At 69.7% G+C, this 23,495-nt stretch carries 23 protein-coding genes; 9 read left to right on the forward strand and 14 right to left on the reverse strand.

Features of this window, described 5'->3' with window-relative positions; genetic code table 11:
* Positions 1-32 precede the first annotated feature (32 nt).
* The gene (locus ACFWYS_RS42605) at positions 33-416 is read right to left on the reverse strand and encodes an ATP-binding protein (protein WP_384781687.1); all 384 of its coding nucleotides are present in this window, start codon (positions 414-416) and stop codon (positions 33-35) included.
* Between the two features lie 137 nt (positions 417-553).
* Positions 554-1,717, reverse strand: a complete 1,164-nt coding sequence (locus ACFWYS_RS42610; protein WP_384781689.1) for an adenosine deaminase — start codon at positions 1,715-1,717, stop codon at positions 554-556.
* A gap of 166 nt (positions 1,718-1,883) precedes the next feature.
* Between ACFWYS_RS42610 and ACFWYS_RS42615 the strand changes: the two genes are divergently transcribed.
* Positions 1,884-2,639 carry a prolyl oligopeptidase family serine peptidase gene (locus tag ACFWYS_RS42615; RefSeq protein WP_384781691.1) on the forward strand — a complete coding sequence of 252 codons (756 nt, stop codon included), beginning with the start codon at positions 1,884-1,886 and terminating at the stop codon, positions 2,637-2,639.
* Between the two features lie 12 nt (positions 2,640-2,651).
* Here the strand turns inward: ACFWYS_RS42615 and ACFWYS_RS42620 are convergent, their stop codons facing one another.
* Positions 2,652-3,614: a LysR substrate-binding domain-containing protein gene (locus tag ACFWYS_RS42620; RefSeq protein ID WP_384781693.1), complete on the reverse strand. Its 963-nt coding sequence runs from the start codon at positions 3,612-3,614 to the stop codon at positions 2,652-2,654.
* 63 nt (positions 3,615-3,677) lie between these two features.
* Here ACFWYS_RS42620 and ACFWYS_RS42625 point away from each other — a divergent pair, with 63 nt between their 5' ends.
* The 3 genes from ACFWYS_RS42625 to ACFWYS_RS42635 all read left to right on the forward strand — a co-directional run bounded on the left by ACFWYS_RS42625 (position 3,678) and on the right by ACFWYS_RS42635 (position 7,365).
* Positions 3,678-4,952, forward strand: coding sequence for an MFS transporter (locus tag ACFWYS_RS42625; protein WP_384781695.1), 1,275 nt, complete (start codon positions 3,678-3,680; stop codon positions 4,950-4,952).
* A gap of 98 nt (positions 4,953-5,050) precedes the next feature.
* Positions 5,051-6,223, forward strand: a complete 1,173-nt coding sequence (dnaN, locus tag ACFWYS_RS42630) for a DNA polymerase III subunit beta (RefSeq protein WP_384781697.1) — start codon at positions 5,051-5,053, stop codon at positions 6,221-6,223.
* Between the two features lie 122 nt (positions 6,224-6,345).
* Complete coding sequence (locus ACFWYS_RS42635; protein WP_384781699.1) at positions 6,346-7,365, forward strand: sigma-70 family RNA polymerase sigma factor; 1,020 nt, start codon at positions 6,346-6,348, stop codon at positions 7,363-7,365.
* Here the strand turns inward: ACFWYS_RS42635 and ACFWYS_RS42640 are convergent.
* Complete coding sequence (locus ACFWYS_RS42640; RefSeq protein ID WP_384781701.1) at positions 7,249-7,593, reverse strand: STAS domain-containing protein; 345 nt, start codon at positions 7,591-7,593, stop codon at positions 7,249-7,251. The two genes, ACFWYS_RS42635 and ACFWYS_RS42640, sit on opposite strands and share 117 nt — an antisense overlap.
* Before the next feature lie 182 nt (positions 7,594-7,775).
* On the opposite strand from ACFWYS_RS42640, the gene ACFWYS_RS42645 reads away from it, so the two are divergent.
* Entirely contained in the window at positions 7,776-8,696 is a 921-nt protein-coding gene (locus tag ACFWYS_RS42645; protein WP_384781703.1) for an AEC family transporter, read from the forward strand.
* A gap of 109 nt (positions 8,697-8,805) precedes the next feature.
* Here ACFWYS_RS42645 and ACFWYS_RS42650 read toward each other — a convergent pair whose 3' ends face one another.
* The 8 genes from ACFWYS_RS42650 to ACFWYS_RS42685 form a co-directional block, all read right to left on the reverse strand.
* The gene (locus ACFWYS_RS42650) at positions 8,806-10,083 is read right to left on the reverse strand and encodes a thymidine phosphorylase (RefSeq protein ID WP_384781705.1); all 1,278 of its coding nucleotides are present in this window, start codon (positions 10,081-10,083) and stop codon (positions 8,806-8,808) included.
* Positions 10,084-10,171: 88 nt separating this feature from the next.
* A complete protein-coding gene (locus ACFWYS_RS42655; RefSeq protein ID WP_384781707.1) occupies positions 10,172-10,579 on the reverse strand; it encodes a cytidine deaminase in 408 nt (135 codons plus the stop codon).
* The gene (locus ACFWYS_RS42660; protein WP_384781709.1) at positions 10,576-11,853 is read right to left on the reverse strand and encodes an ABC transporter permease; all 1,278 of its coding nucleotides are present in this window, start codon (positions 11,851-11,853) and stop codon (positions 10,576-10,578) included. Before ACFWYS_RS42660 ends, ACFWYS_RS42655 begins: the two co-directional genes overlap by 4 nt.
* The gene (locus ACFWYS_RS42665) at positions 11,850-12,974 is read right to left on the reverse strand and encodes an ABC transporter permease (RefSeq protein ID WP_384781711.1); all 1,125 of its coding nucleotides are present in this window, start codon (positions 12,972-12,974) and stop codon (positions 11,850-11,852) included. Before ACFWYS_RS42665 ends, ACFWYS_RS42660 begins: the two co-directional genes overlap by 4 nt.
* Entirely contained in the window at positions 12,974-14,560 is a 1,587-nt protein-coding gene (locus ACFWYS_RS42670; RefSeq protein ID WP_384781745.1) for an ABC transporter ATP-binding protein, read from the reverse strand. Before ACFWYS_RS42670 ends, ACFWYS_RS42665 begins: the two co-directional genes overlap by 1 nt.
* 222 nt (positions 14,561-14,782) lie before the next feature.
* Positions 14,783-15,838 carry a BMP family protein gene (locus ACFWYS_RS42675; RefSeq protein WP_384781713.1) on the reverse strand — a complete coding sequence of 352 codons (1,056 nt, stop codon included), beginning with the start codon at positions 15,836-15,838 and terminating at the stop codon, positions 14,783-14,785.
* A 338-nt stretch (positions 15,839-16,176) separates the two neighbouring features.
* Complete coding sequence (locus tag ACFWYS_RS42680) at positions 16,177-17,229, reverse strand: BMP family protein (protein WP_384781715.1); 1,053 nt, start codon at positions 17,227-17,229, stop codon at positions 16,177-16,179.
* A 342-nt stretch (positions 17,230-17,571) separates the two neighbouring features.
* Positions 17,572-18,792 (reverse strand): M20 family metallopeptidase, encoded by a 1,221-nt coding sequence (locus ACFWYS_RS42685; protein ID WP_384781717.1) that lies wholly within the window; start codon positions 18,790-18,792, stop codon positions 17,572-17,574.
* Between the two features lie 581 nt (positions 18,793-19,373).
* On the opposite strand from ACFWYS_RS42685, the gene ACFWYS_RS42690 reads away from it, so the two are divergent.
* A complete protein-coding gene (locus ACFWYS_RS42690) occupies positions 19,374-19,796 on the forward strand; it encodes a glycosyl hydrolase (RefSeq protein WP_384781719.1) in 423 nt (140 codons plus the stop codon).
* Between the two features lie 115 nt (positions 19,797-19,911).
* Here the strand turns inward: ACFWYS_RS42690 and ACFWYS_RS42695 are convergent, their stop codons facing one another.
* The gene (locus ACFWYS_RS42695) at positions 19,912-20,334 is read right to left on the reverse strand and encodes an ATP-binding protein (RefSeq protein ID WP_384781721.1); all 423 of its coding nucleotides are present in this window, start codon (positions 20,332-20,334) and stop codon (positions 19,912-19,914) included.
* A 226-nt stretch (positions 20,335-20,560) separates the two neighbouring features.
* Between ACFWYS_RS42695 and ACFWYS_RS42700 the strand changes: the two genes are divergently transcribed.
* Genes ACFWYS_RS42700 through ACFWYS_RS42710 form a run of 3 tightly spaced genes read left to right on the forward strand, consistent with a single transcriptional unit; the run spans position 20,561 to position 22,300 of the window.
* Positions 20,561-21,412 carry a helix-turn-helix domain-containing protein gene (locus ACFWYS_RS42700; RefSeq protein WP_384781723.1) on the forward strand — a complete coding sequence of 284 codons (852 nt, stop codon included), beginning with the start codon at positions 20,561-20,563 and terminating at the stop codon, positions 21,410-21,412.
* Positions 21,413-21,420: 8 nt separating this feature from the next.
* On the forward strand, positions 21,421-21,627 hold the full coding sequence (locus tag ACFWYS_RS42705; RefSeq protein ID WP_384781725.1) for a DUF397 domain-containing protein: 207 nt from the start codon (positions 21,421-21,423) through the stop codon (positions 21,625-21,627).
* Between the two features lie 10 nt (positions 21,628-21,637).
* Positions 21,638-22,300 (forward strand): class I SAM-dependent methyltransferase, encoded by a 663-nt coding sequence (locus ACFWYS_RS42710; protein WP_384781727.1) that lies wholly within the window; start codon positions 21,638-21,640, stop codon positions 22,298-22,300.
* Positions 22,301-22,350: 50 nt separating this feature from the next.
* On the opposite strand, the gene ACFWYS_RS42715 is transcribed toward ACFWYS_RS42710, so the two are convergent.
* Positions 22,351-23,421, reverse strand: a complete 1,071-nt coding sequence (locus ACFWYS_RS42715) for a hypothetical protein (protein WP_384781729.1) — start codon at positions 23,419-23,421, stop codon at positions 22,351-22,353.
* Positions 23,422-23,495 lie beyond the last annotated feature (74 nt).

Below are 23,495 nucleotides of genomic sequence, written 5' to 3' on the forward strand. Positions count from 1 at the left end.
GTGCGGTTGTGCGACTGTGCGGCGAGACAGACTCAGCCGAGCGGAATCCCGTTGACGGGCAGCCCCTGGGTGGGCAGCGCGTCGGTGGGCAGACCCTGCACCGGCAGACCCTGCAACGGCAGACCACCGAGCAGCCCGAGAACACCGGTCGGGCCCCCGGCAAGCACCTTCTCGGCAGCCGGCTGCGCGGTGGCCACACCGGTGGTGACGGCCTCCTGCCCCTGGGCCAGACCCGAGGTGGCGGCCGGCGTGGCCGCGGTGAGGTTCTCGGCCGGCACCGCGGTGCTGACGCTGTCCAGCGCCGTGCCCGCGGCCTCCGGGCCGACCGGCGCGGCGTTCGCGGCACCGGCGCCCGCAGCGGCGAAGGCGGCACCGAGAGCGGCGACACCGAGGGTCTTGGCAGCAGACTGCTTCATGAAATGCGTCCTCGAAATTCGTAACGGGGTTGTGAGCGGTTCTCGACCGTAAACACGCGCCACACACCTCCGCAAACATCGAAATGCGGACGGATTGTGAATGAGCTTCGCCCTCCGTGTGGCCTACGACCCGCCCGTCACTCCTTCTCGGCAGCAGAATCGCTGGTAGACGTGGCCTGTCGGAAAAGCCACTCGGACTTGAGTTCGGCATATCCGGGCTTGATCACGTCATTGATCATGGCGAGTCGTTCATCGAAAGGAATGAACGATGATTTCATCGCATTGACGGAGAACCACTGCATGTCATCGAGTGTGTAACCGAACGCGTCGACAAGATGCTCGAATTCCCGGCTCATGCTGGTGTGGGACATCAGGCGATTGTCGGTGTTCACGGTCGCGCGGAAGTGCAGTCGGCGCAGCAGACCGATGGGGTGGGCGGCGTACGAATCGGCGGCGCCCGTCTGGAGGTTGGAGCTCGGGCACAGCTCCAGCGGGATGCGCTTGTCCCGTACGTACGAGGCGAGCCGGCCGAGCTTCACCGAGCCGTCGGCGTGCACCTGGATGTCGTCGATGATGCGCACGCCATGTCCGAGCCGGTCGGCGCCGCACCACTGCAGGGCCTGCCAGATGGACGGCAGCCCGAAGGCCTCGCCGGCATGGATGGTGAAGTGGTTGTTCTCGCGCTTGAGGTACTCGAAGGCGTCCAGATGCCGGGTCGGCGGATGGCCGGCCTCGGCGCCCGCGATGTCGAAGCCGACGACGCCCAAGTCGCGGTAGCGGTTGGCGAGTTCGGCGATCTCCAGCGCGCGGGCGGCGTGCCGCATGGCGGTGAGCAGGGCGCCGACACGGATGCGGTGGCCGTTCTCCCGGGCGATCCGCTCGCCCTCCCGGAATCCCTCGTTGACGGCCTCGACGACCTCTTCGAGGCCGAGCCCGCCTTCGAGGTGCTGTTCGGGGGCGTAGCGCACCTCGGCGTAGACGACGCCGTCCTCGGCGAGGTCCTCGGCGCATTCGCGCGCGACACGCACGAGGGCGTCGCGGGTCTGCATCACGCCGACGGTGTGGGAGAAGGTCTCCAAGTACCGCTCCAGGGAACCGGAGTCGGCGGCTTCGCTGAACCAGAGGCCGAGCTTGTCGGGGTCGGCCTCGGGAAGCTGGGAGTAGCCCGTCTCGCGGGCGAGCTCGACGATCGTGCCGGGGCGGAGGCCGCCGTCGAGATGGTCGTGCAGCAGAACCTTCGGGGCCCGGCGGATCTGGTCCGAGCTCGGGGTGTTCGCCTTTGGGGCAGTCTCGCTCGTCATTTCCGCACTGTAATACCTACGCGTGTAGATCGCCTGTTGATTGTCTCGTTTCTTTCGTTGCCCGCTCAATGGCTGTTCTTTGTTCCTCTTTGTACGAATCTGTCGATACGTAACGGTGACCCCACAGACGGGTGGCGTACACCCGCACTTCTGACACTGTTCTGTCATGGCACAACAAGCGACGCCGGTTCGCAGGGCCCGGCTGGGCAGGGCGATCGGGCCGGAGCCGACAGCGGTGAGCGGTGTGGTGCTCCTGCTTCCCGGTGGTGACGAGGCCTCACATCGCAGACCGGCGCCGTTGTTGGCGACCTCCCAAGTGCGCGCCCTCGGGCGGCGGCTGGCCCGGGCGGGGCGCGGGGAGGGGCTCGCCGCGCATGTCGTCCACTATCGCTTCCGCGGCTGGAACGGCAACGCGGCGAACCAGGCGAGCGACGCGTTGTGGGCCGCGGACGAGGTCGTACGGCGCTACGGGGACGTCCCCGTGTGCCTCGCCGGGTTCGACATGGGCGGGCGGGCGGCCCTGTACGCGGGAGGGCACGAGGCCGTCAACTCCGTGCTGGCGATCGCGCCTTGGCTGCCGGAGGAGGACATGGCGGCCTCGCCCGAGCCGGTGAAGCAGCTCGCGGGTCGGCGGGTGATGATCGTGCACGGCACGAACGACGAGCGCACCGATCCGGAATTGTCGTTTCGGCTGGCCGCCCGGGCGAAGAAGGCGAACCGGGACGTGTGCCGGTTCGAAGTGCACTCCGATGGACACGGGTTGCACCAGCACCGGGATGAAGTCCTCGCGCTGGCCGAGGACTTCGTCATGGGGGTGCTGTTCGGGAAGGTGTTCTCCCGGCCGGTCGCCGACGCGTTCGCGGCGCCGCCGCCTCTGGGTCTGAGGATGCCGCTGGCCTCCGGCTTCGGGCGCAGGCGGTAGCGCCGCGGGGGTTCAGGTCGGCAGCAGATTCCCCTTCTTCGAGAGCAGGAACTTCTTGAAGGCCGCCACCGGGGGCGTGTCCGGCCGGCCCTCCAGCCATGCGACGCCGATTTCCCGTGCCGCTCGCGGCGCCGTGACCGTCAGTTCGACGACACCCGGGCGGGGCACCGCCGGCGGGGGCAGCAGGGCGACTCCCAGACCCGCCGCCACCAGCCCACGCAAGGTCTCCGCCTCCTCGCCCTCGAAGGCGATCCGGGGTTTGAATCCCGCTTCCTGGCACAGGTCGTCGGTGATGCGGCGCATGCCGTAGCCGGGCTCCAGGGTCACGAAGGTCTCGTCGGCCGCTTCCGCGAGGCGGATACGCCTGCGCGCGGCCAGCCGGTGGTCGGCCGGCACGACCAGGCGGAGTTTCTGTTCGTCCAGGCGGCGGGCCACCAGGTCCGGGGCATCCGGCACGGGCGAGGTCAGGCACAGGTCCAGCTCGCCCGCGCGCAGTCGCTCGATCATCGCCTCGCCGTAGTTCTGGACCAGGCTGAAGCGGACGCGGGGGTGGTCGGCGCGGAAGGCATGCAGGAGGCCGGGGACCGTTTCCGCGCCCATGGTGTGCAGGAAGCCGAAGGCAACCTTGCCGGTGGCCGGGTCGGCGTCGGCCCGTACCTCGTCGGCTGCGCGCCGGATCTCGGCGAGGGCGCGTTCGGCGGAGGCCAGGAAGGTGCGGCCGGCGGGGGTCAGGGAGACCGTACGGCCGTGGCGGGCGAACAGGTCGACGCCCAGGTCCTGTTCGAGGCGGACCATGGCACGGGAGAGCGTGGACTGCGGGACCCGCATCTCCTGGGCGGCCCGGGTGACGTGCTCGGTGCGGGCCACGCCCGCGAAGTACGCGAGACGCGGTGCGAGCAGCCTCGACAAATCTTCCATGTCTTCTGTGTCACTGGACGGTGACAGTCGAGCCTGTGAGCTGTGTTGATGCACCATGGGAACGATTATGGCGAATCCATGCATTGGACGGATGAGTGGAGGCGTACGTAGCTTCGAAGCATGTCTCCCGCCAGTACCGGGGCGTCCACCATCGTGGACGCCGCACCCGCTGTCCCTGTCGTCGACTCCCGTATGGCCCCGGGCGGCCCCGGCTACCGCCGGATGAGCTTCGCCCTCTTCCTGGCCGGTGTCGCGACCTTCGCGCTGCTGTACTCCACACAGGCCCTTCTGCCGCTGATCTCCGGTGAGTTCGGGGTGGCGGCGAGCGAGGCGAGCTGGACGGTGGCGGCGGCGACGGGCGGTCTGGCGCTGTTCGTGCTGCCCATGAGCGCGCTGTCGGAGCGGTACGGACGGCGTGCGGTGATGACGGGGTCGCTGGCGGTCGCGGTGACCGTCGGGCTGCTGGTTCCCTTCGCTCCCAACCTGACCGCGCTGGTCGTGCTGCGGGCGGTCCAGGGTGCCGCGCTGGCCGGTCTGCCCGCGTCGGCGACGGCGTATCTCGCCGAGGAGGTCCGCCCCAAGGCGCTGATCACGGCGATCGGACTGTTCGTCGCGGGCAACAGTGTCGGCGGGATGAGCGGCCGGGTGATCACCGGCTGGGTCGCGCAGGAGTGGGGCTGGCGGGTCGCCGTCGGTGTGATCGGCGCGATCGCGGTGGTGTGCGCGGTGGCCTTCCGGCTGCTGCTTCCGGCGCCGCGTCACTTCAAGGCGGGTTCGCTGCGGCCGCGGGTGCTGGTCCGCACCGTCCGTGATCACCTCTCCGATCCGCTGCTGTGCCGTCTGTACGCGATCGGTGCGCTGTTCATGACCGTCTTCGGCGGGGTGTACACGGTGATCGGCTACCGGCTCACGGAGGCGCCGTTCTCGCTGCCCCAGGGCGTCATCGGCTCGATCTTCCTGGTGTACCTGGTCGGCACGGTGTCGGCTTCGACGGCGGGGCGGCTGGTGGGCCGCCTGGGCCGCCGGGGCGCGCTGTACGCGGCGGGCGGCACGACCACGGCAGGTCTGCTGCTGTCCCTGGCGGACTCGCTCCCGCTGGTCCTCCTCGGCCTGGTCCTGATCACCGGCGGCTTCTTCGCGGGCCACGCGGTGGCGTCCTCGGCGGTCAGCAAGACGGCCACCCGCGGCCGTGCGCAGGCTTCGGCGCTGTACCAGTCCGCCTACTACGTCGGCTCCAGCGCGGGCAGCACGGTCGGTGCCGTCGCCTTCCACGCGGGTGGCTGGGCCGGGACCGTCGGGGTCGGACTGCTGGCGGTGCTCGGCGTCGTGACGATCACGGTGTTCGGCACCCGGGCGGCGCGCCTGCAGCGGGCCCGGCCGGCCACGGCCGCCTGAGCCCGATTCCGGACGAACCCCCTGGTCGGGACCGGTTGTCAGTGGCCGCGGATAGTCTCCGCGATCACTGGTGACCGGGCCGATCAGGGGGATTTTTCATGGAGTTCCGCATCGAACGCACCGCCTTCGCCGAGGCCGTGGGATGGGCGGGGCGCGCGCTGCCGTCGCGCACTCCGGTGCCGGTGCTCGGAGGTCTGCTGCTGGCGGCCGACGCCGGCCGGCTGACCGTCTCGGGGTTCGACTTCGAGGTGGCGGCGCGCATCGAGGTGGACGCCGAGACCGGGGCGGCGGGCGAGGTGCTCGTACCGGGGCGTCGGCTGCTGGACATCTGCCGGGTGCTGCCGGACGGGCCGGTGCGCTGCGCCCTGGAGGGGGCTCGGTTCACGGTGGAGGCGGGCGGCACCGAGTTCGGCATGTCGACGCTGCCGCGCGAGGAGTACCCGGCCCTGCCGTCCCGGCCATCGGCGTACGGCACCGTGGACGCCACCGCGTTCGCGACGGCCGTCGGGCAGGTGGCCGTGGCGGCCGGACGGGACGAGACGCTGCCGGTGCTGACCGGCGTGCAGCTGCGCCTGGACGGCGACTCGATGACGCTGTCGGCCTCGGACCGGTACCGGTATGCCGTACGGCGGCTGGACTGGAAGCCGCAGGGGGCGGTGCCGGATTCCGGCGGCTTCGTGGAGGCGCTGGTGCCCGCCCGGCGGCTGCTCGACACGGCGCGGTCGCTGGCGCGCTGCGGGGTCGTACGGGTCGGGCTGGAGGCCTCGACGGGCGGCGGACTGGCCGGGTTCGAGGGCGCGGGGATGCGGAGCGTCGTACGGCTGCTGGAGGGGCGGCTGCCGAAGTACGGGTCGCTGTTCGACATGGCGGGGGCGGCGGTCGCGGAGGTCGACTGCAGGGCGCTGACGGAGGCGGTGCGGCGGGTCTCCGTGGTGGCCGAGGCGAGCAGCCCGGTGCGGATGGACTTCTCGGGCGACGGCACGGTGCTGCTGCGGGCCGGGTACGGGGACGACGTGGCGACCCAGCGGCTGCCGGCCGTGCTGAGCGGCGCGCGGGAGGTCTCCGTCGCCTTCAACCCGGCGTATCTGCTGGACGCCCTGAACTCCTTCGAGGCACCCCGGCTGCGCCTCGATCTGCTGGGCACCGGGCAGCGGGCGCTGCTGAGCGGGCTCGGCGACGAGGAGCGGGACGGCGGCGAGGGGGACGAGGGGCCGGGAGCGGTGTCCGTGCGGCATCGGCATCTGCTCATGTCGGTGAAGCAACTGGTCTGACAGCGGTTCTGAACTGGGCGTTCGTGTGCTCGGGGGGCCATTGTCAGTGGGCTGCGGTAGCTTCCGAGGTGTTGGGCGCGACGATGCGCACGACGGGATACGGCCACAGGGGTGGGTGGACGATGAGCGACGGCACGGCGACTACGACAACGGACCTCGACGTCAGGCTGGAGAAGCACCGCGTCGAACTGACCGGGTACTGCTACCGCATGCTCGGCTCGTCCTTCGAGGCCGAGGACGCGGTGCAGGACACGATGGTCCGCGCCTGGCGGAGCTACGAGAAGTTCGAGGGGCGCTCCAGCCTCCGGTCGTGGCTGTACCGCATCGCGACGAACGTGTGCCTGGACATGCTGACCGCGGGCAACAAGCGGGCCCGGCCGATGGACCTGACGGAGTCGACGCCGCTGGCTCAGGCGGCGCTCTCGCCCCGTCCGGACAACACCTGGCTGGAGCCGATGCCGGACAGCCGGGTGCTGCCCACAACGGACGACCCGGCGGAGGCGGCCGTCGCCAAGGAGTCGGTGCGGCTCGCCTTCATGGCCGCCCTGCAGCAACTGCCGCCCAAGCAGCGGGCGGTGCTGATCCTGCGCGAGGTACTGGCCTGGAAGGCGAGCGAGGTCGCCGAGCTGCTCGGCACCACGGTCGCGTCGGTCAACAGCGCGCTGCAGCGGGCCCGGGCGACGCTCGCCGAGGGGCAGCAGCCGGGCGCCGCGGCCACGGTCTCCGACCCGCTGGACGCGGAGCAGCAAAAGCTCCTGGACCGGTATGTCGCCGCCTTCGAGGGCTATGACATGACGGCGCTCACGGCGCTGCTGCACGAGGACGCCATCATGACGATGCCGCCGTTCGACCTGTGGCTGACGGGCCATGACGACATCACCGGCTTCATGACGACGCTCGGCGCCGCCTGCGAGGGCTCACGGCTGGTGCCGGTCCAGGTGAACGGTCTGCCGGGCTTCGCCCAGTACAAGCCGGACCCCGAGGCGGGCGGCTACACGCCCTGGGCGGTCCAGGTCCTGGAGATCTCAGACGGCCGGCTCACCGGGTTCCACTTCTTCCTCGACACCCAGCGCTGGTTCCCGCTGTTCGGGCTCCCCGTCCACCTCGAAGCGGAGACCGACCAGGTCGAGGAGGGCGTGTAGCGCGGGGTCGGCGTCCCGCAGCCGGATCCGGCCTCCGGCCCGCCGTGCGGCCAGCTGCAGCCGGGCCAGCAGATCCACGACGCCGAGCCCGGGCGGCCCGAGCCCTCCGACATCGCACACCAGGACCGCCGCTCCACTCGCCTGCAGCCGCCCCCGCACCTCGTCACAGAGCCCCGGCACCTCGTCCCGGGTGACGGGGCCGGCCAGCACGAGTACAGCGGGTGTCATGGAGTCCACGATCGGTAGACCGGGCGGGGGCGGATAACTCATCGCGGCGGCAGACCTCGGGGTGTCCGCCGACCGGGATCACATTGACCCGCTCCCCTCCTTCCCCAGAGGGTTGGCTGTATGCCCCATGCATCAGCGCACCCCCGAATACCCTGCGGTTTCCTCCCCGGCAAGGAGGTTCCGTGCAGGGAGTGCTGACGGGGTTCGCGGTGATCGCGGTCGTCATCGGGGTGGGCTATGCGATCGGCCGCCGCGGCTACCTCGGTGATCACGGCCGCGAGGTCCTCACCAAGCTGGCCTTCCATGTGGCGTCTCCCGCGCTGCTGTTCACCACCCTCGCGCAGACCGACCTCTCGGTGATCTTCTCCAGCCGCCTCCTGGTCACGGCACTGAGCACGGCCGCGGCGGCCGGAGTCTTCGTCGCGGTGGGTGTCGTACGGCGGTGGGGCGTGGGCCGTACGACGATCGGCGCGCTCTGCTCCAGCTACGTCAACTCCGGCAACCTCGGTATCCCGATCGCGGTGTACGTCCTGGGCGACGCCTCGCTCGTGGCGCCGGTGCTGCTCTTCCAGCTCGTCGGTGTCACCCCCGTCGCGCTGACGATCCTCGACCTGTCCGGCAACGGCGCGAAGGGCCCTCTGTGGCGCCGTCTGCTGACCCCGCTGCGCAACCCGATCGCGGTCGGCTCACTGGCGGGCGTCGCGGTGTCGGCGGCCGGGGTGCGGGTCCCGGCGCCCGTCCTGGACCCGCTCACCCTGATCGGCGGCATGTCGGTCCCGGCGGTGCTGCTGGCCTTCGGCATCTCCCTGTGCGGCAGCACGATGCCCGGCCGGGGCCCGGACCGTCACCCGGTGTTCCTCTCGGTCGCCCTCAAGTCGGTGGGCCAGCCCGCGGCCGCCTGGGCGCTGGCGACCGGGGTGTTCGGCCTGCACGGCGCCCAGCTGCTGGACGTGGTGGTGACGTCGGCGCTGCCCGCCGCGCAGAACCTGTTCACCTACGCGTCGAGCTACCGGGTGGGCGAGCGCCTGGCACGGGACTCGATCCTGCTGTCGACGGTGATCTCGGTGCCGGTGCTGGTGGTCGTCGCCGCGCTGCTCGGCTGACCCGCGTCGCTCGGCTGACCCGCGCTGCTCGGGTCACCCGGGCGGGGAGGGCATCGAAACACGACGGGCCGGGACCCGAAGGCCCGGGCCCGTCGCAGGTTCAGCCGCCTCAGGCGATGCGCTCCAGCACCACCGGCGATGCCGTGAAGTCCGTCCCCGCCGCCGCGATGTCGTACGACCCCTCGACCGACTGGAGCGCGTACTCGAAGCGCTCCGGCGTGTCCGTGTGCAGGGTCAGCAGGGGCTGGCCCTCGGTCACCGTGTCGCCCGGCTTGGCGTGCAGCTCGATGCCCGCGCCGGCCTGCACCGGGTCCTCCTTGCGGGCGCGTCCGGCACCCAGGCGCCAGGCGGCGACGCCGATGTCGTAGGCGTCCAGGCGGGTCAGGACACCGGAGGACGGGGCCTTGATCACGTGCTGCTCGCGCGCCACCGGCAGCTCCGCGTCCGGGTCGCCGCCCTGGGCCGCGATCATGCGGCGCCAGACGTCCATCGCCGAGCCGTCGGCCAGGGCCTTCGCCGGGTCGGCGTCACGGACACCGGCCGCGTCCAGCATTTCCTGGGCCAGGGCGATCGTCAGCTCCACGACGTCCGCCGGGCCGCCGCCCGCCAGGACCTCCACGGACTCGCGGACCTCCAGCGCGTTGCCCGCGGTCAGGCCCAGCGGGGTCGACATGTCCGTCAGCAGGGCGACCGTCTTCACGCCGTGGTCGGTGCCGAGGCCCACCATCGTGGACGCCAGCTCGCGAGCGTCCTCGATGGTCTTCATGAAGGCGCCCGTGCCGACCTTGACGTCCAGGACCAGCGAGCCGGTGCCCTCCGCGATCTTCTTCGACATGATCGAGGAGGCGATCAGCGGGATCGCCTCGACCGTGCCGGTCACGTCGCGCAGGGCGTACAGCTTCTTGTCGGCCGGTGCCAGGCCGTCGCCCGCCGCGCAGATCACCGCGCCGGTGCCGTCCAGCACGGACAGCATCTCCTCGTTCGACAGCAGCGCGCGCCAGCCGGGGATCGACTCCAGCTTGTCCAGGGTGCCGCCGGTGTGGCCGAGACCCCGGCCCGACAGCTGGGGGACGGCCGCGCCGCACGCCGCCACCAGGGGGGCCAGCGGGAGGGTGATCTTGTCGCCGACGCCGCCCGTGGAGTGCTTGTCGGCGGTCGGGCGGGACAGGGACGAGAAGTCCATCCGCTCGCCGCTCGCGATCATCGCGGCCGTCCAGCGGGCGATCTCGCGGCGGTTCATGCCGTTGAGCAGGATCGCCATGGCGAGCGCGGACATCTGCTCGTCGGCGACCTCCCCGCGGGTGTACGCGTCGATGACCCAGTCGATCTGCTCGTCGCTGAGCTCACCGCGGTCCCGCTTGGTGCGGATGACGGAGATGGCGTCCATGGCCATGGGTTTCCTTCCGAAGGTTCCAGAAGTGGTAGGGCCCCTCCGAGCCGATCGCCGGGATCAACTCGGAGGGGCCACAAGGGAGTTACTTGCGGAGGTGGCCCGGCCCGAAGGCCTGGGGCAGCATCTCCGACAGCGGCAGGATGCCCGCCGGGGTCTCCAGCAGGAGCTCCGGGCCGCCGAACTCGAAGAGCAGCTGGCGACAGCGGCCGCACGGCACCAGGACGTCGCCCTTGCCGTCGACACACGTGAAGTGCGTCAGCCGGCCGCCCCCGGTGTTGTGCAGCTCCGAGACCAGTCCGCACTCGGCGCACAGGCCGACGCCGTACGACGCGTTCTCGACGTTGCAGCCGGTGATCGTACGGCCGTCGTCGACCACGGCCGCGACGCCGACCGGGTAGCCGGAGTACGGGGCGTAGGCGCGGGACATGGCGTCCCGGGCGGCGGCGCGCAGCTTGTCCCAGTCGACGTCGTGGGAGGCGGCCGCGGTCACTTGCCCTGCCCCTTCTTGTACGGCAGACCGTCCGCCTTGGGCATCCGCAGGCGTTGCGCGGACAACGTGAGGACGACGAGGGTGACGACGTACGGCGTGGCGGAGACGACCTGGTTGGGCACCTCGTTGGTGGTGGCGTACCAGGCGTACACCAGGGCGCCGATCACCGCGGTGATCATCGACGGGGCGTACTTCTTGCGGACCACCAGCCAGATGGCGCCGATGATCAGCAGCAGCGCGCCGAGCAGCAGCAGGGCGTGGACGTTCTGCGAGCCGCCGCGCAGGTTGAGGCTGTCGGTGTAGCCGAACAGGCCGGCGCCGAGGGCGAGACCGCCCGGCATCCAGTTACCGAAGATCATCGCCGCGAGGCCGATGTAACCGCGGCCGCTGACCTGGCCCTCCAGATAGAAGGGGTTGGCCACGATGGAGAGGAAGACACCACCGAGACCGGCCAGGCCGCCGGAGATGATCACGGCGATGTACTTGTACCTGTAGACGTTGACGCCGAGGGACTCGGCCGCGATCGGGTTCTCACCGCAGGAGCGCAGCCGCAGACCGAAGGCGGTGCGCCACAGGATCCACCAGGTCGCCGGGATCAGCGCGATGGCGATCAGGGTGAGCCACGAGACGTTGGTGACCAGACCGCCGAGCAGACCGGCGATGTCCGAGATGAAGAACCAGCCGTTGTTGTTCAGGTCCCGCAGGCCGTCGGACAGGCCCGGCACGGTGAAGTGACCGAGGGTGTCGACCGCCGGGGACTGCTTGGCGGAGCCGCCCGCGTGGCCCTCGAAGGCCAGCGGCGCGAGGTAGCGGGTGATGCCGAGGGCGAGGATGTTGATCGCCACACCGGAGACGATGTGGTTGACCCGGAAGGTGACGGTGGCGATGGCGTGCAGGATGCCGCCGATGCAGCCGCCGATGATGCCGACGACGACACCGGTCCACGGGCCCCACTGGAAGCCGGCCCAGGCGCCGAACCAGGTGCCGAGGATCATCATGCCTTCGAGGCCGATGTTGACGACGCCCGCCCGCTCGGCCCACAGACCGCCGAGACCGGCGAGGCCGATCGGCACGGCGAGCTGGAGGGCGGTGGACATCTGGCTGACGTTGGTGATGCCGTCGGCGCCGGTGATGATGCGGACGATCGAGGTCAGCGCCAGGGCTCCGGCGATGACCAGCAGCAGGATCTGCCACGACAGGCGGCGGCCGGTCGGCGCCGCGGGCTGCAGCGTGGGCTGGTTGACGTCGACCGCTGAGGTCTGCGGGGTGGTCATCGGCCGGCCACCTCCTTCTTGGAGTTGTTGTCGGCGCCGAGGACGTGACCGGCGGCCAGTTCGGCGCCGACCCGGCGCTGCTGGCGACGCAGGCCCCACTCGCGGACGGCCTCGTAGGAGACGACGACCGAGAGCACGATCAGGCCCTGCATGATGACCGCGATCTCCTTGTCGTAGCCGTGGAAGTCCAGCTCGGGCGATGCCTTGTCGAGCCAGGCCCACAGCAGGGCGGCGAACGCGATGCCGACCGGGCTGTTACGGCCGAGCAGCGCGATGCCGATGCCGAGGAAGCCGATGCCGGTGGGGAAGTTCAGGCTGTACGTGTGGGTGTCGCCGAGCAGGATCGGCAGACCGGCGAGGCCCGCGAGACCGCCGGAGAGCAGCATGGCGGTGAGCACCATGCGCTTGGGGTCGACACCGCTGGCCGCGGCGGCGGACTCCGAGGCGCCGGAGGCGCGCAGGTCGAAGCCGAAGCGGGTGCGGTTGAGGACGATCCAGTAGCCGATGCCGAGCAGTACGGCGAGGAAGACCAGGCCGTAGATCTCGCCGGCGTCGCCCATGTCGATGCCGGGGACCCAGCCGGACTCGTGCATCTCGCCGGTGGTGTTGTTGTTGCCGACCTTGACGCCGAAGACGTTCGGCAGCCACAGGTAGGCGATGACCGAGGTGGCGATCGCGTTCAGCATGATCGTCGCGACGACCTCGCTGACCCCGCGGGTGACCTTGAGGACACCGGCGATACCGGCCCAGAAGGCACCGGTGCAGACTGCGGTGAGGAGCAGCAGCGGGACCTGGAGGGCCGCCGGCAGGCTGGCGTGGGCGCCGACGACGGCGGCCATCATGGCGGCCAGCTGGTACTGGCCGTCGACACCGATGTTGAACAGGTTCATCCGGAAGCCGATGGCCACCGCGAGGGCCGCGATGTAGTACATCGAGGCCTGGTTGATGATCAGCACCTGGATGTCGGAGTACGAGGCCTGCTCGAACATCAGGGTGTATGGCTCGACGGGGCTCTTGCCCGAGGCGAGCAGCACGATCGCGCTGAGCACGAAGGCCACGGCGAGCGCGATGACCGGTCCGGCCACCGCGAGGAGCACGCGCTCCTTGTCGAACTTCTTCATCAGCGGGCCTCGTCTTCCGGAGCCTCGGGAGACTTGCGGATCTCGGGGGTGTCTGCCTGCGGCTCGGCGTTCTCGTCGTGTTCCAGGTGGCCGGTCGCGGCACCGGTCATCGCCGAGCCCAGCTCCTCCGGGGTGATGGTGGCCGGGTCGGCGTCCGCGACCAGCTTGCCGTTGTAGATCACCCGGAGCGTGTCGGACAGGCCGATCAGCTCGTCCAGGTCGGCGGAGATCAGCAGCACGGCCAGGCCGTCGCGGCGGGCCTCGCGGATGTGGTCCCAGATCGCGGCCTGCGCGCCGACGTCCACACCGCGGGTGGGGTGCGCGGCGATCAGGAAGCGCGGCTTGTGGCTCATCTCGCGGCCGACGATCAGCTTCTGCTGGTTGCCGCCGGACAGGGAGGCCGCGGTGACGTCGATGCCGGGCGTGCGGACGTCGTACGCCTCGACGATGCGACGCGTGTCCTCCTGCGCGGCCTTCGGGTCCAGCCATACGCCCTTGGCGTTGGGCTTCTCGGTGACATGGCCGAGGATGCGGTTCTCCCAGAGGGGGGCCTCCAGGAGCAGGCCGTGCCGGTGGCGGTCCTCGGGGATGTAGCCGATGCCCTGCTCGCGGCGCTTGCGGGTGGTCCAGCCGGTGATCTCCTCCTCGATGAGGGTGATCGTGCCGGAGTCGGCGCCCTTCAGGCCGATGAGCGCGTCGACCAGCTCGGTCTGGCCGTTGCCCTCGACGCCGGCGATGCCCAGGACCTCGCCCGCGTGGATGGTGAAGGTGATGTCGTCCAGCAGCGCCTTGCCGCCCACCGCCTCCAGGCGCAGCTTGTCGACGGAGATGACCGGGCGGTCGGTGACCGTGGACTCCGCGGTCTCCGGCGTGGGCAGCTCGCTGCCGACCATCATCTCGGCGAGCTGCTTCGACGTGGTCTCGGCGGGCACGGCCGTACCGACCGTCGTACCCCGGCGGATGACGGTGATCTCGTCGGCGACGGAGAGCACCTCGCCCAGCTTGTGGGAGATGAAGATGACCGACAGGCCCTCGGCCTTCAGCTCGCGCAGGTTGTCGAAGAGCGCGTCGACCTCCTGCGGCACGAGCACGGCCGTCGGCTCGTCGAGGATCAGGGTGGTGGCGCCGCGGTAGAGGACCTTGAGGATCTCCACGCGCTGGCGGGCGGCGACGCCGAGCTCCTCGACCAGGCGGTCGGGCTCCACGCCGAGGCCGTAGCGCTCGGAGAGCTCCTTGATCTTGCGGCGGGCCTTGCCGGCGATGCCGTACAGCTTCTCGCTGCCCAGCACGACGTTCTCAAGGACGGTGAGGTTGTCGGCGAGCATGAAGTGCTGGTGCACCATGCCGATGCCGCGGACGATGGCGTCGGCGGGACTGCCGAAGCTCACCTGCTGACCGTCGACCGCGATGGTCCCCTCGTCCGGCTTCTGCATGCCGTAGAGGATCTTCATCAGCGTCGACTTGCCGGCGCCGTTCTCGCCGACGAGGGCGTGGACAGTGCCCTTGCGGACGGTGAGGTGGATGTCGTGGTTGGCCACGACGCCCGGGAATCGCTTGGTGATCCCGGCGAGTTCGACGGCGGTCACCTGACCGTTGACCGCCGCGCCGGCCGGAGGGCTGCTGGACGCGTTGATGGCGCACACTCCTGGGGACGGGGGTCGTCTACGCGCGTAGCGCCCCTATGGCCTGAAAGGGGTCGACGCACCGCGACAACGGGGTACGGGGAAGGCTCCCGCCGGGAGAGTCTCCCCGTACCCCGTTGAGCGGACGTAACCCCGGGGTTACCGCTGCTCAGGGTATTGCTGCAATCAGCTGGACTTGACCTTGATCTCGCCGCTGATGATCTTCTCCTTGGCCGTCTTGATGGCTTCCTGGACCTCGGCGTTGTCCGCGAACTTCGGGTTGGAGTTCGACAGGCTCACCTGGCCGGTCTTCAGATCGCCACGAACGATACCGGTCGCGGGCTTGCCGTCCTTGACCGACTTCGCCAGCGTGTAGACCGCCTTGGCGACGTCCTTCATCGCCGACGTCAGGATCGAGTCCTTGTACTTGGCGAGGGCCGCCTGGCTGTACTGGTCGGAGTCGACGCCGATGGCCCACACCTTGTTGGCGGCGGCGGCCTCGATGACACCCTGGCCGGACAGACCGGCGGCGGCGTAGACGACGTCGGCCTTCTTCTCGATCTGGCCCTCGGCGGCCGACTTGCCCTTGTCGGGGCTGGCGAAGCCGCCCTCCTCCGCGGTCTGCGTGAGGTACTGCGACAGGACCTTGACCTTCGGGTCCGTGTCCTTGACGCCCTGCTCGAAGCCGGCCTGGAACTTGTGGATCAGCGGGATGTCCACACCGCCCACGAAGCCGACCGTGTTCGTCTTGGTGTTCTTGGCGGCGGCGACACCGGCCAGGTACGAGGCCTCCTCCTCGGAGAAGACCAGGTCGGCGACGTTCTTCGACTCGACCGTGGAGTCGTCCACGATGCCGAAGGTGGTGTTCGGGAACTTCTCCGCGGCGCCCTTGACGGCGGCGGCGTACGCGTAGCCGACACCGACGACCGGGTTGTAGCCCTGCTTGGCCAGCGACACCAGTCGCTGCTCCTTGTCGGCGTCCGTCTCGCCCTCGGTGGGCTCGACGTCCTGCGTGTCGTAGCCGAATTCCTTCTTCGCCTTCTCCAGACCCGCGAACGCGGCGTCGTTGAAGGACTGGTCGCCCTTGCCGCCGACGTCGTACGCGATGGCGAGGCCCTTGGTGCCGCCGCCGCCCTTCGACTCCGAGGAGGCCTCGGTGGAGGTGCCGCCGCAGGCGGAGAGCGCGAGGGCCAGAGAGGCGGTCGCTGCGCCTGCGACCGTGATCCGGGAAATCCGGCGCATGTGTGGTGACTCCTGTCGTACGAGCGCCGGACGGTACAGCTCGGTACAGCTTCACAGCTACGGCGCTGGCTTTCGCCGCAGATTAACGCGCGTAGACAAGCCTGAAAACCCCTTCTGTCCACCTTGTTATCCGGCCGTGTTCAACTCAACGCACGCCCTTGACCAAAGGCTTGCCGACAGCAAAGCCAGGGGGGCCGGTGGGTGATCCACGTCGGTGCAGGTGGGAGCCGGGCACAGCAGAGCGGGCGGGCACCCCCCGGATGCCCGCCCGCCGAATGTGTGTACGACCGCTGCCGTGACGTACGCGAGACAGCTGCCGCGTCTGCCTGCGACCGCTGCTACTCGGTCTTGACCTTGATGGAGCCGTCGATGATGCCTGCCTTGGCCTTCGCCACGGCGGCGGAGAGACCGGCGATCTTCGCGAACTCCGGGTTGGACTCGGCCAGGCCGACGCCGTTGACCTTCAGGTCGAAGGTCTGGGTGCCGGTCAGCGGCTTGTCGTCCTCGACGGACTTGGCCAGCGTGTAGACCGCGCCGCCGACGTCCTTGAGGGCGGAGGTGAGGATGGAGTTCTTGTACTTGGCGAGCGCCGCCTGCTTGTACTGGTCGGAGTCGACACCGATCGCCCAGACCTTGGCCTTCGAGGCGGCCTCGATCACGCCCTGACCGGACAGACCGGCGGCCGCGTACTCGACGTCGGACCCCTTTTCGATCTGGCCCTCGGCGGCGGCCTTGCCCTTGTCGGGGCTGGCGAAGCCACCCTCCTCGGCGGTCTGCGTCAGGTACTGCGACAGGACCTTGACCTTGGGGTTGGTGTCCTGGACGCCCTGCTTGTAGCCGGCCTCGAACTTGTGGATCAGCGGGACGTCCACACCGCCGACGAAGCCGACGATGTTGCTCTTGGTGGCCTTGGCGGCGGCGACGCCGGCCAGGTAGGAGGCCTCCTGCTCGGCGAAGACGAGGGAGGCGACGTTCTCGCCCTCGACGACGGAGTCGACGATGCCGAAGGTGGTCTTCGGGTATTTCTTGGCCACGGCCGTCATCGCGGGGCCGTAGGCGAAGCCGACGCCGATCACCGGGTTGTAGCCCTGCTTGGCGAGGGAGGAGAGCCGCTGCTCCTTGTCGGCGTCCGTCTCGCCCTCGGTGGGCTCCACGTCGGCCGTCTTGTAACCGAACTCTTTCTGAGCCTTCTGCAGGCCGGCGTACGCGGCGTCGTTGAAGGACTGGTCGCCCTTGCCGCCGATGTCGTACGCGATGGCGAGACCCTTGGTGTCGCCGCTGCTGTCGCTGTCGTTGCCGCTGTCGCTGCTGGTACCACCGCACGCCGTGGCAGCGAGCGCGATCGACGCGACCCCCACCGCGACACGGGTCAGTTTGGAAATCCGACGCATCGTGAAGTCCCCATTCTCCAAGCCCCGCAGTGGGTGCTGAGTTCGGCGCACATTAACGCGCGTAGACACTCCTGGGAACGGGGTTTCGCCCTGCCGTTATCCATTCGTGCCGATGGCCGGTTACGGCCTTGTGAACCACCGGATCGAAACGCACGCATGGGACGAGTAGACCTGGGCGCCTTCACCGGTGACGGCGCTCAGGACCGCCCGCCATGGGGCCAGACTCCCTCCGCTGCCGGGAGACCGCAAGCGGAGGGAGGCGAGTGGCTGACGACCACTCCCAACGCGGTGCGGGGGGCCGTATCGGGCGGGAGCGGGGGCTGTATCGGGATCGGGATGTGGCTAGACCGCGGCGTCGAGAATCGCGGCCGCCGTGAACAGCTCCACGCCCACCGCGATGGCGGACTCGTCCACATCGAAGTCACCCTGATGCAGATCACGCCCGACCCGGTCCCCCGGCACCCGCACCCCCAGCCGGGCCATGGCGCCGGGCACATGCTCCAGATACCAGGAGAAGTCCTCGCCCCCGAGGCTCTGCTCGGTGCTCTCGACGGAGTCGGCGCCTCGGCGGGCGGTCATGGCCTCGCGCATCAGCTCCGTCGAGGCGGGGTCGTTGACGACGGGCGGGACGCCGCGGATGTAGTTGATCTCCGACTTGGCGCGGTGCAGGTTGGCGACCTCGTCGATGGCGGCGACGACGAGGTCGGGAGCCTGCCGCCAGGTGTCGAGGTCCAGGCAGCGGACGGTCCCGGAGAGCTCGGCGTGCTGCGGGATGACGTTCGGAGCGTGGCCGGACTCGATACGCCCCCAGGTCACGGCGAGCCCGCTGCGGGCGTCGGTGCGCCGGGCGACGAGGGCGGGTACGTCGGTGACGACGCGGGCGGCGGCGGTGACCAGGTCGGTGGTGAGGTGAGGGCGAGCGGTGTGCCCGCCGGGCCCGTCGAGGGCGATTTCCAGCCGGTCGCAGGCGGACGTGATGGCGCCCTGCCGCAGCCCGATCTTCCCGGCGTCCACCTTGGGGTCGCAGTGCACGGCGAGCATCTGCCCCACACCCTCCAGCACCCCGCACTCGACGACGTCGGCGGCGCCCCCGGGGAGCACCTCCTCGGCGGGCTGGAAGAGCAGCCGGACGGGCCGGGGCAGCTCTCCGCGCTTGTGCAGCTCGGCCAGGACCAGCCCCGCCCCGAGGACCACGGCGGTGTGCACGTCGTGGCCACAGGCATGGGCCCGGTCCGGCACGGTCGACCGATACGGGCAGTCACTCTTCGTGTCCGGGATCGGCAGGCCGTCGATGTCGGCGCGCAGGGCGAGCATGGGCCGCTTGCCGTCCCACTCCCCGATGTCACAGATGAGCCCGGTTCCGATGGCGAGCACGCGGGGCTTCAGGCCGGCCTTCTCCAGCCGGGCCTTGATCGCGGCGGTCGTACGGAACTCCTGGTTGCCGAGCTCCGGGTGCATGTGCAAGTCGCGCCGGAACTCGATGAGTTCGGCACGGAGCGCCTCCGGCAGGGTGCCGGGGAGGGCTGCTTCCCCTGGGTGATCGACCTCGGACTCTGCGGACATCAGTTGGTTCACCCTCTGAAGGGTAGGACGCCGAGGCGGCCAACTGACCCTCGATCAACAAAAGTTCAACCCGATTGGGGAAGAAAATCTGGCCACTCGACGCATAGGTATCGGTTTGGGTGGGTAAACTCGCGCTCCTTTTCGCCAAGTCGATCATGGAATTGACAGAGACGGAGAGTGACGACGCGGGCCATCCACATCTCCTGGCATACCACGCCGCGGACAAAACCGTCGGTTGTGTTCGCCTGTCGGGACCGCCGATCCGTGGTCGGCCAAGCTCGGGCGCCTCGCCCAGAGCATGGGTTCAAGCTCAGTAATCGCCGCATTAGCAAAGAGGCATTGATCGCTGCTGCACATGCCCCGCAGAGTTGCACCGGAAGGGACCAGAAGCGCTTGACCGGCGCAAGGGCTGCGACCAGGGGGCCGAGGAGGTGGAGCGGCAGCTCGATCGGCTTCGGACCGGACCGTTCACACATGCACTGTTCGTGAGCCGTTCCCTCCCTGCGGCCCGCCATCTGGATGGTTCACGCAAGACGAAATCGACCACAAGAGCCTCAGGGCTCCCACGGGGAATGGACGACATGCGATTCAACAAGAAGATCGCGGCCACCGTCTCGGCGCTGGCCATGACCACGGGGCTGCTGGCCATGTCCGGAGCCGCCACCACCGCCAGTGCCGCGGACGGCTGCAGCACCAACGTGGTGACCGGGACCGCCCGCTCGGCGACCGGGAGCAAAGGCCAGCTCTTCGAGCTGAGGTACAACGGCTCCGGGAACAACACCTGCGCCTGGGGCCGGGTCACCAACGGCGCTCCCGGCATGCACGTCTGGGTGGACCGCAGCCGCGACGGCGGCCGGACCTGGGAGCCGCAGCTGGGCTGGCGGGAGATCGCCGGGGGAACCAGCGTCCACACCGAAGCGTGGAGGGACCCGAACGGCTCCGTGATGCGAGCCTGCGGCGACTCCGGCTACAACACGGTGATCACCTGCACCGGCTGGTTCTAGTACTCCGGTAGAACTTTGACGTTTTCCCAGTCCAGGGGCGGTTTGGGTGAGTGTGGCGGGCCGAGTTTCGACCTGTGTCCACTTTCCCGGACCGCCCCTCGATCGTGTGCGGCAGCTACGTGGCCAGCTCACACCACACGTACTTGCCCCGGTTGCCGTGCCGGGACAGCGGCTGCCACCCCCACAGGTCGGCGCAGGCCCGGACGAGGGCGAGACCGCGCCCGTCCTCCAGCTCGGCCGGCTGATCCGGTGCCGCCGGCGGTCGGGGCGGTTCGGGATCGGCGTCCCAGGCCCCGATCCGCAGCACGCCCGCCGCGCAGCGCACCCGTAGGGCGGCGGGCCCTTTCGTGTGGCGTACGGCGTTGGAGACCAGCTCCGTGGCGAGCAGTTCGGCGACGTCCACGAGGTTGACCAGGCCGTGCATGGTGAGGATCAGACGGAGGGTGCGGCGGCTCACGGTGACGGCGCGTACGTCGTTCGGGATGGAGAGGGAGTACTCCCAGGGCTCGGACTCGGGCTCGGCATCGGTTTCAGGCATGCGTCAACTCCCGTTCGGTGGAGTGGGGTTGCGGCTGGCGGGCGGTGGCAGTGCCGCGGCCGTCATGGCAGGACGGGGCGGTGCGCTTCCGGGGATCCCGGCGTTCCGCAGAGTGTGCGTCGCATCACTGACGGTAGACCTTAGATTTAAGAAACGGCAAGCCGATCGCGTAACCTGGCCCCCGAACGAGTCCTGCTTGCAAGCGCGTTGAACCAAGGAGCAATCGATGGGCACCAAGCGCGAGCCCACGGCGCGACAGATGCGGCTGGCGGTCGAATTGCGCAGGCTCCGCGAAGCAGCGGGACTCAGTGCCCGCGAGGCAGCAGCACTGCTCGGTGTGAACTCCGTCCAGATCAGCCAGATCGAGTCCGGCACCTCAGGCGTGAGCGAGCAGCGGCTGCGTCGACTCGCAGCGCACTACGCCTGCACGGACGAGGAGTTCATCGAGGCCCTGACGGCGATGGCGATCGACCGGACGCGCGGCTGGTGGGAGGAGTACCGGGGTCTGCTGCCCACTTCCTTTCTGGACCTGTCCGAGTTGGAGCAGCACGCCACCTACCGCTGGGATGTCGACTTCCTGCACGTCCCCGGCCTTCTCCAGAGCGAGGACTACGCACGAGCGCTCTTCTCGCGCCGAGTTCCCGAACTCCCCCAGAGTGAACTGGAGCTGCGCGTCCGCCATCGAATGCAGCGCCGCATCATCATCGGGGAGGCCCGACCGATCCCGTACGAAGCTCTGGTCCACGAGGCGGCGTTGCGCATCAGAGTCGGCGGCCGCGCCACCTCACGTGCTCAACTCGCCCGCATCCTGGAGCTCTCCGAGGCGGACCACATCACCGTGCGCGTCATCCCCTTCGAGCTGGACGAATTCGCCGACGTCACGGCCGACATGGTGTACGCCGGCGGCACCGTCCCGAAGTTGGACACCGTGGTACGCGACGGCCCTCATGGCACGCTCTTCATCGACTCCGAAGCCCAGCTCGCCGTCTTCCGAACACTTTTCCGTAGAGTGGAGGCGGTATCACTCGAACCCGAGCGGTCGCGTGACCTCATCCACAGGCTGGCGAAAGAGCTGTGAGGCACCACATGGGCACCCCCGACATCTGGCGGAAGTCGTCCTACTCCGGCAGCGGCGACGGCAACGCCTGCGTGGAAATCTCAGACCGCCGCACCCACATAGCCATCCGCGACTCAAAGACCCCGGCCCGGGCAACCCTCACCTTCCCGAGCGGAGCCTTCACCCTCTTCATTGAGGCGGTGAAGTCCCGGACGTCCGTCCACCACCCGCACTAGGGTGCGCTTCGTGACCGCCGAACCCTCCGGTTTCCTGGAAACCACCAGAGCCTCGTACGACGCCATCGCCCCCGCCTACACGGAGGCCTTCCCCGACTGGCTGGCCGACAGCAATCCCCTGGACCGGGCCCTGGTCACCGCCTTCACCGAGCTGGCCCGCGACCACGCGCCCGCGCCGGTCGCCGACCTCGGGAGCGGACCTGGCTACGTCACCGCCCGTCTGGACGCTCTCGGCGTTCCCGCCTTCGGCGTCGACATCTCACCGCGGATGGTGGCCCTGGCCCGCCGCGCACACCCCGAACTCCGGTTCCACGTCGGCTCGATGACGTCCCTGGACCTGCCGGACGAGACGCTGGGCGGGATCATCGCGCTGTACTCGATCATCCACGTCCCCGACGACCACCTGCCCGCCACCTTCACCGAGTTCCACCGCGTCCTGCGCCCCGGAGCCCCGGTGCTGCTGGGCTTCCAGTCCGGCGACGCCGAGGACCGGACCCACCTGACCGAACGCTTCGGCCAGGAGATCTCACTCGACTACTACTGGCGAACCCCGCAAACCGTCGCCGACGCCCTGACCAAGGCCGGCCTACGGCTCCAGGCCCGTATCCTGCGCGAACCTCAGGACGAGGAGAAGCGCCCTCGCGCGTTTCTGCTGGCACAGAGGGCGGCGTAGGCGCTGGACACCCTGGTGACGACGGCTGCCGTCGCCCGTAGGGCCCCCGCCTACACCGCCGTAACCGCCGACAGCCGGTGCACATCCCGAGCCGTCCCCGTAACCCCCGACAAGAAGCCCTGCGCCCGAGGCGACGCGTTCTCCGTCAGCCAGGCGGGGTCGATGTCGCACACGGCGACTCGTACCTCCGTGCCGGACAGCGCCAGGGGCAGGGTGTGCACAACCGTCGACGGGAAGCTCAGGATCGTGCGGCCGATCGGGCCGCGGCGGGCGATCAGCTCCAGTGGGAGGTCGGGGCGTACGACCTCCAGTCCCGTCTCCACCGCCAGCCGGTGCAGCTTCTCCGCGCTCTCCCGGCGGTGGGCGAAGTAACGGGTCGCGCCGTGGGTCTTCGCCAGGGAGCTGACCGCCTCCAGGTAGCGGTCGCCGTCGACCACGCCCGTCTCGACCAGGGACGTACCCACCATGTCCGCGCCCTTGGTGATGCGGGGCGGGCCGAAGCGGTCTCGGGTCCAGGCGAAGGTGTTGGTGGTGACCTTCACGCCGTCCGGGGTCTCCTCCATCGGCATGGAGGAGAAGATCTCGACCGACCTGTGCTCACTCGGCGTCAGGCGTTTGCGGGCCGCCGACGACACCGGGGCGAAGACCAGGTCGCGGGGGCCGGGGCGGCCGCCCTTGCGGTGCCAGCGGACCAGGCGTTCGCCGCGGGCCAGTTGGGCGACGAACTCCATGGTCGCCGTGCCGTCGTCCACCACGACGAGGTTGCGGGCCTTGGTGATGGTCAGCAGCAACTGGACGTAGCGGGAGAACGGGTCGCCCAGGACCACCCGGTCCGCCCTGCGGAGCAGGCCCGTCAGGCCGCCGATCGTCTGGAAGGGGGCCGCCGCGCCGCCCCGCGCCTCCTCCCAGCGGACCTGGTGACCGTCCTCGCGCGCCAGCTCGGCCATCCGGCGCAGCTGGCCGCGGGTCATGGGGTCGTTCGGGGACAGGACGACGAGGGTGAGCCCCGCGCCGACGCTGTGCGCGTGGGCGTGTGCCCACTCCAGCACGTTCAGGAGCTGTACCGGGCTCTCGACGAAGGCGAGAGTGTGGGGGCCGGTGTTCCCGGCGCGGAAGCTCATCGACGTACGACCTACCTGTCTACCCGTCGTAAGGCGCTCATGCGGCGCTCGTATTCAGAAGTCGCTCAAGTCGC

Origin of the sequence: Streptomyces sp. NPDC059010 (assembly GCF_042740355.1) — a bacterium.
GTDB lineage: Bacteria > Actinomycetota > Actinomycetes > Streptomycetales > Streptomycetaceae > Streptomyces.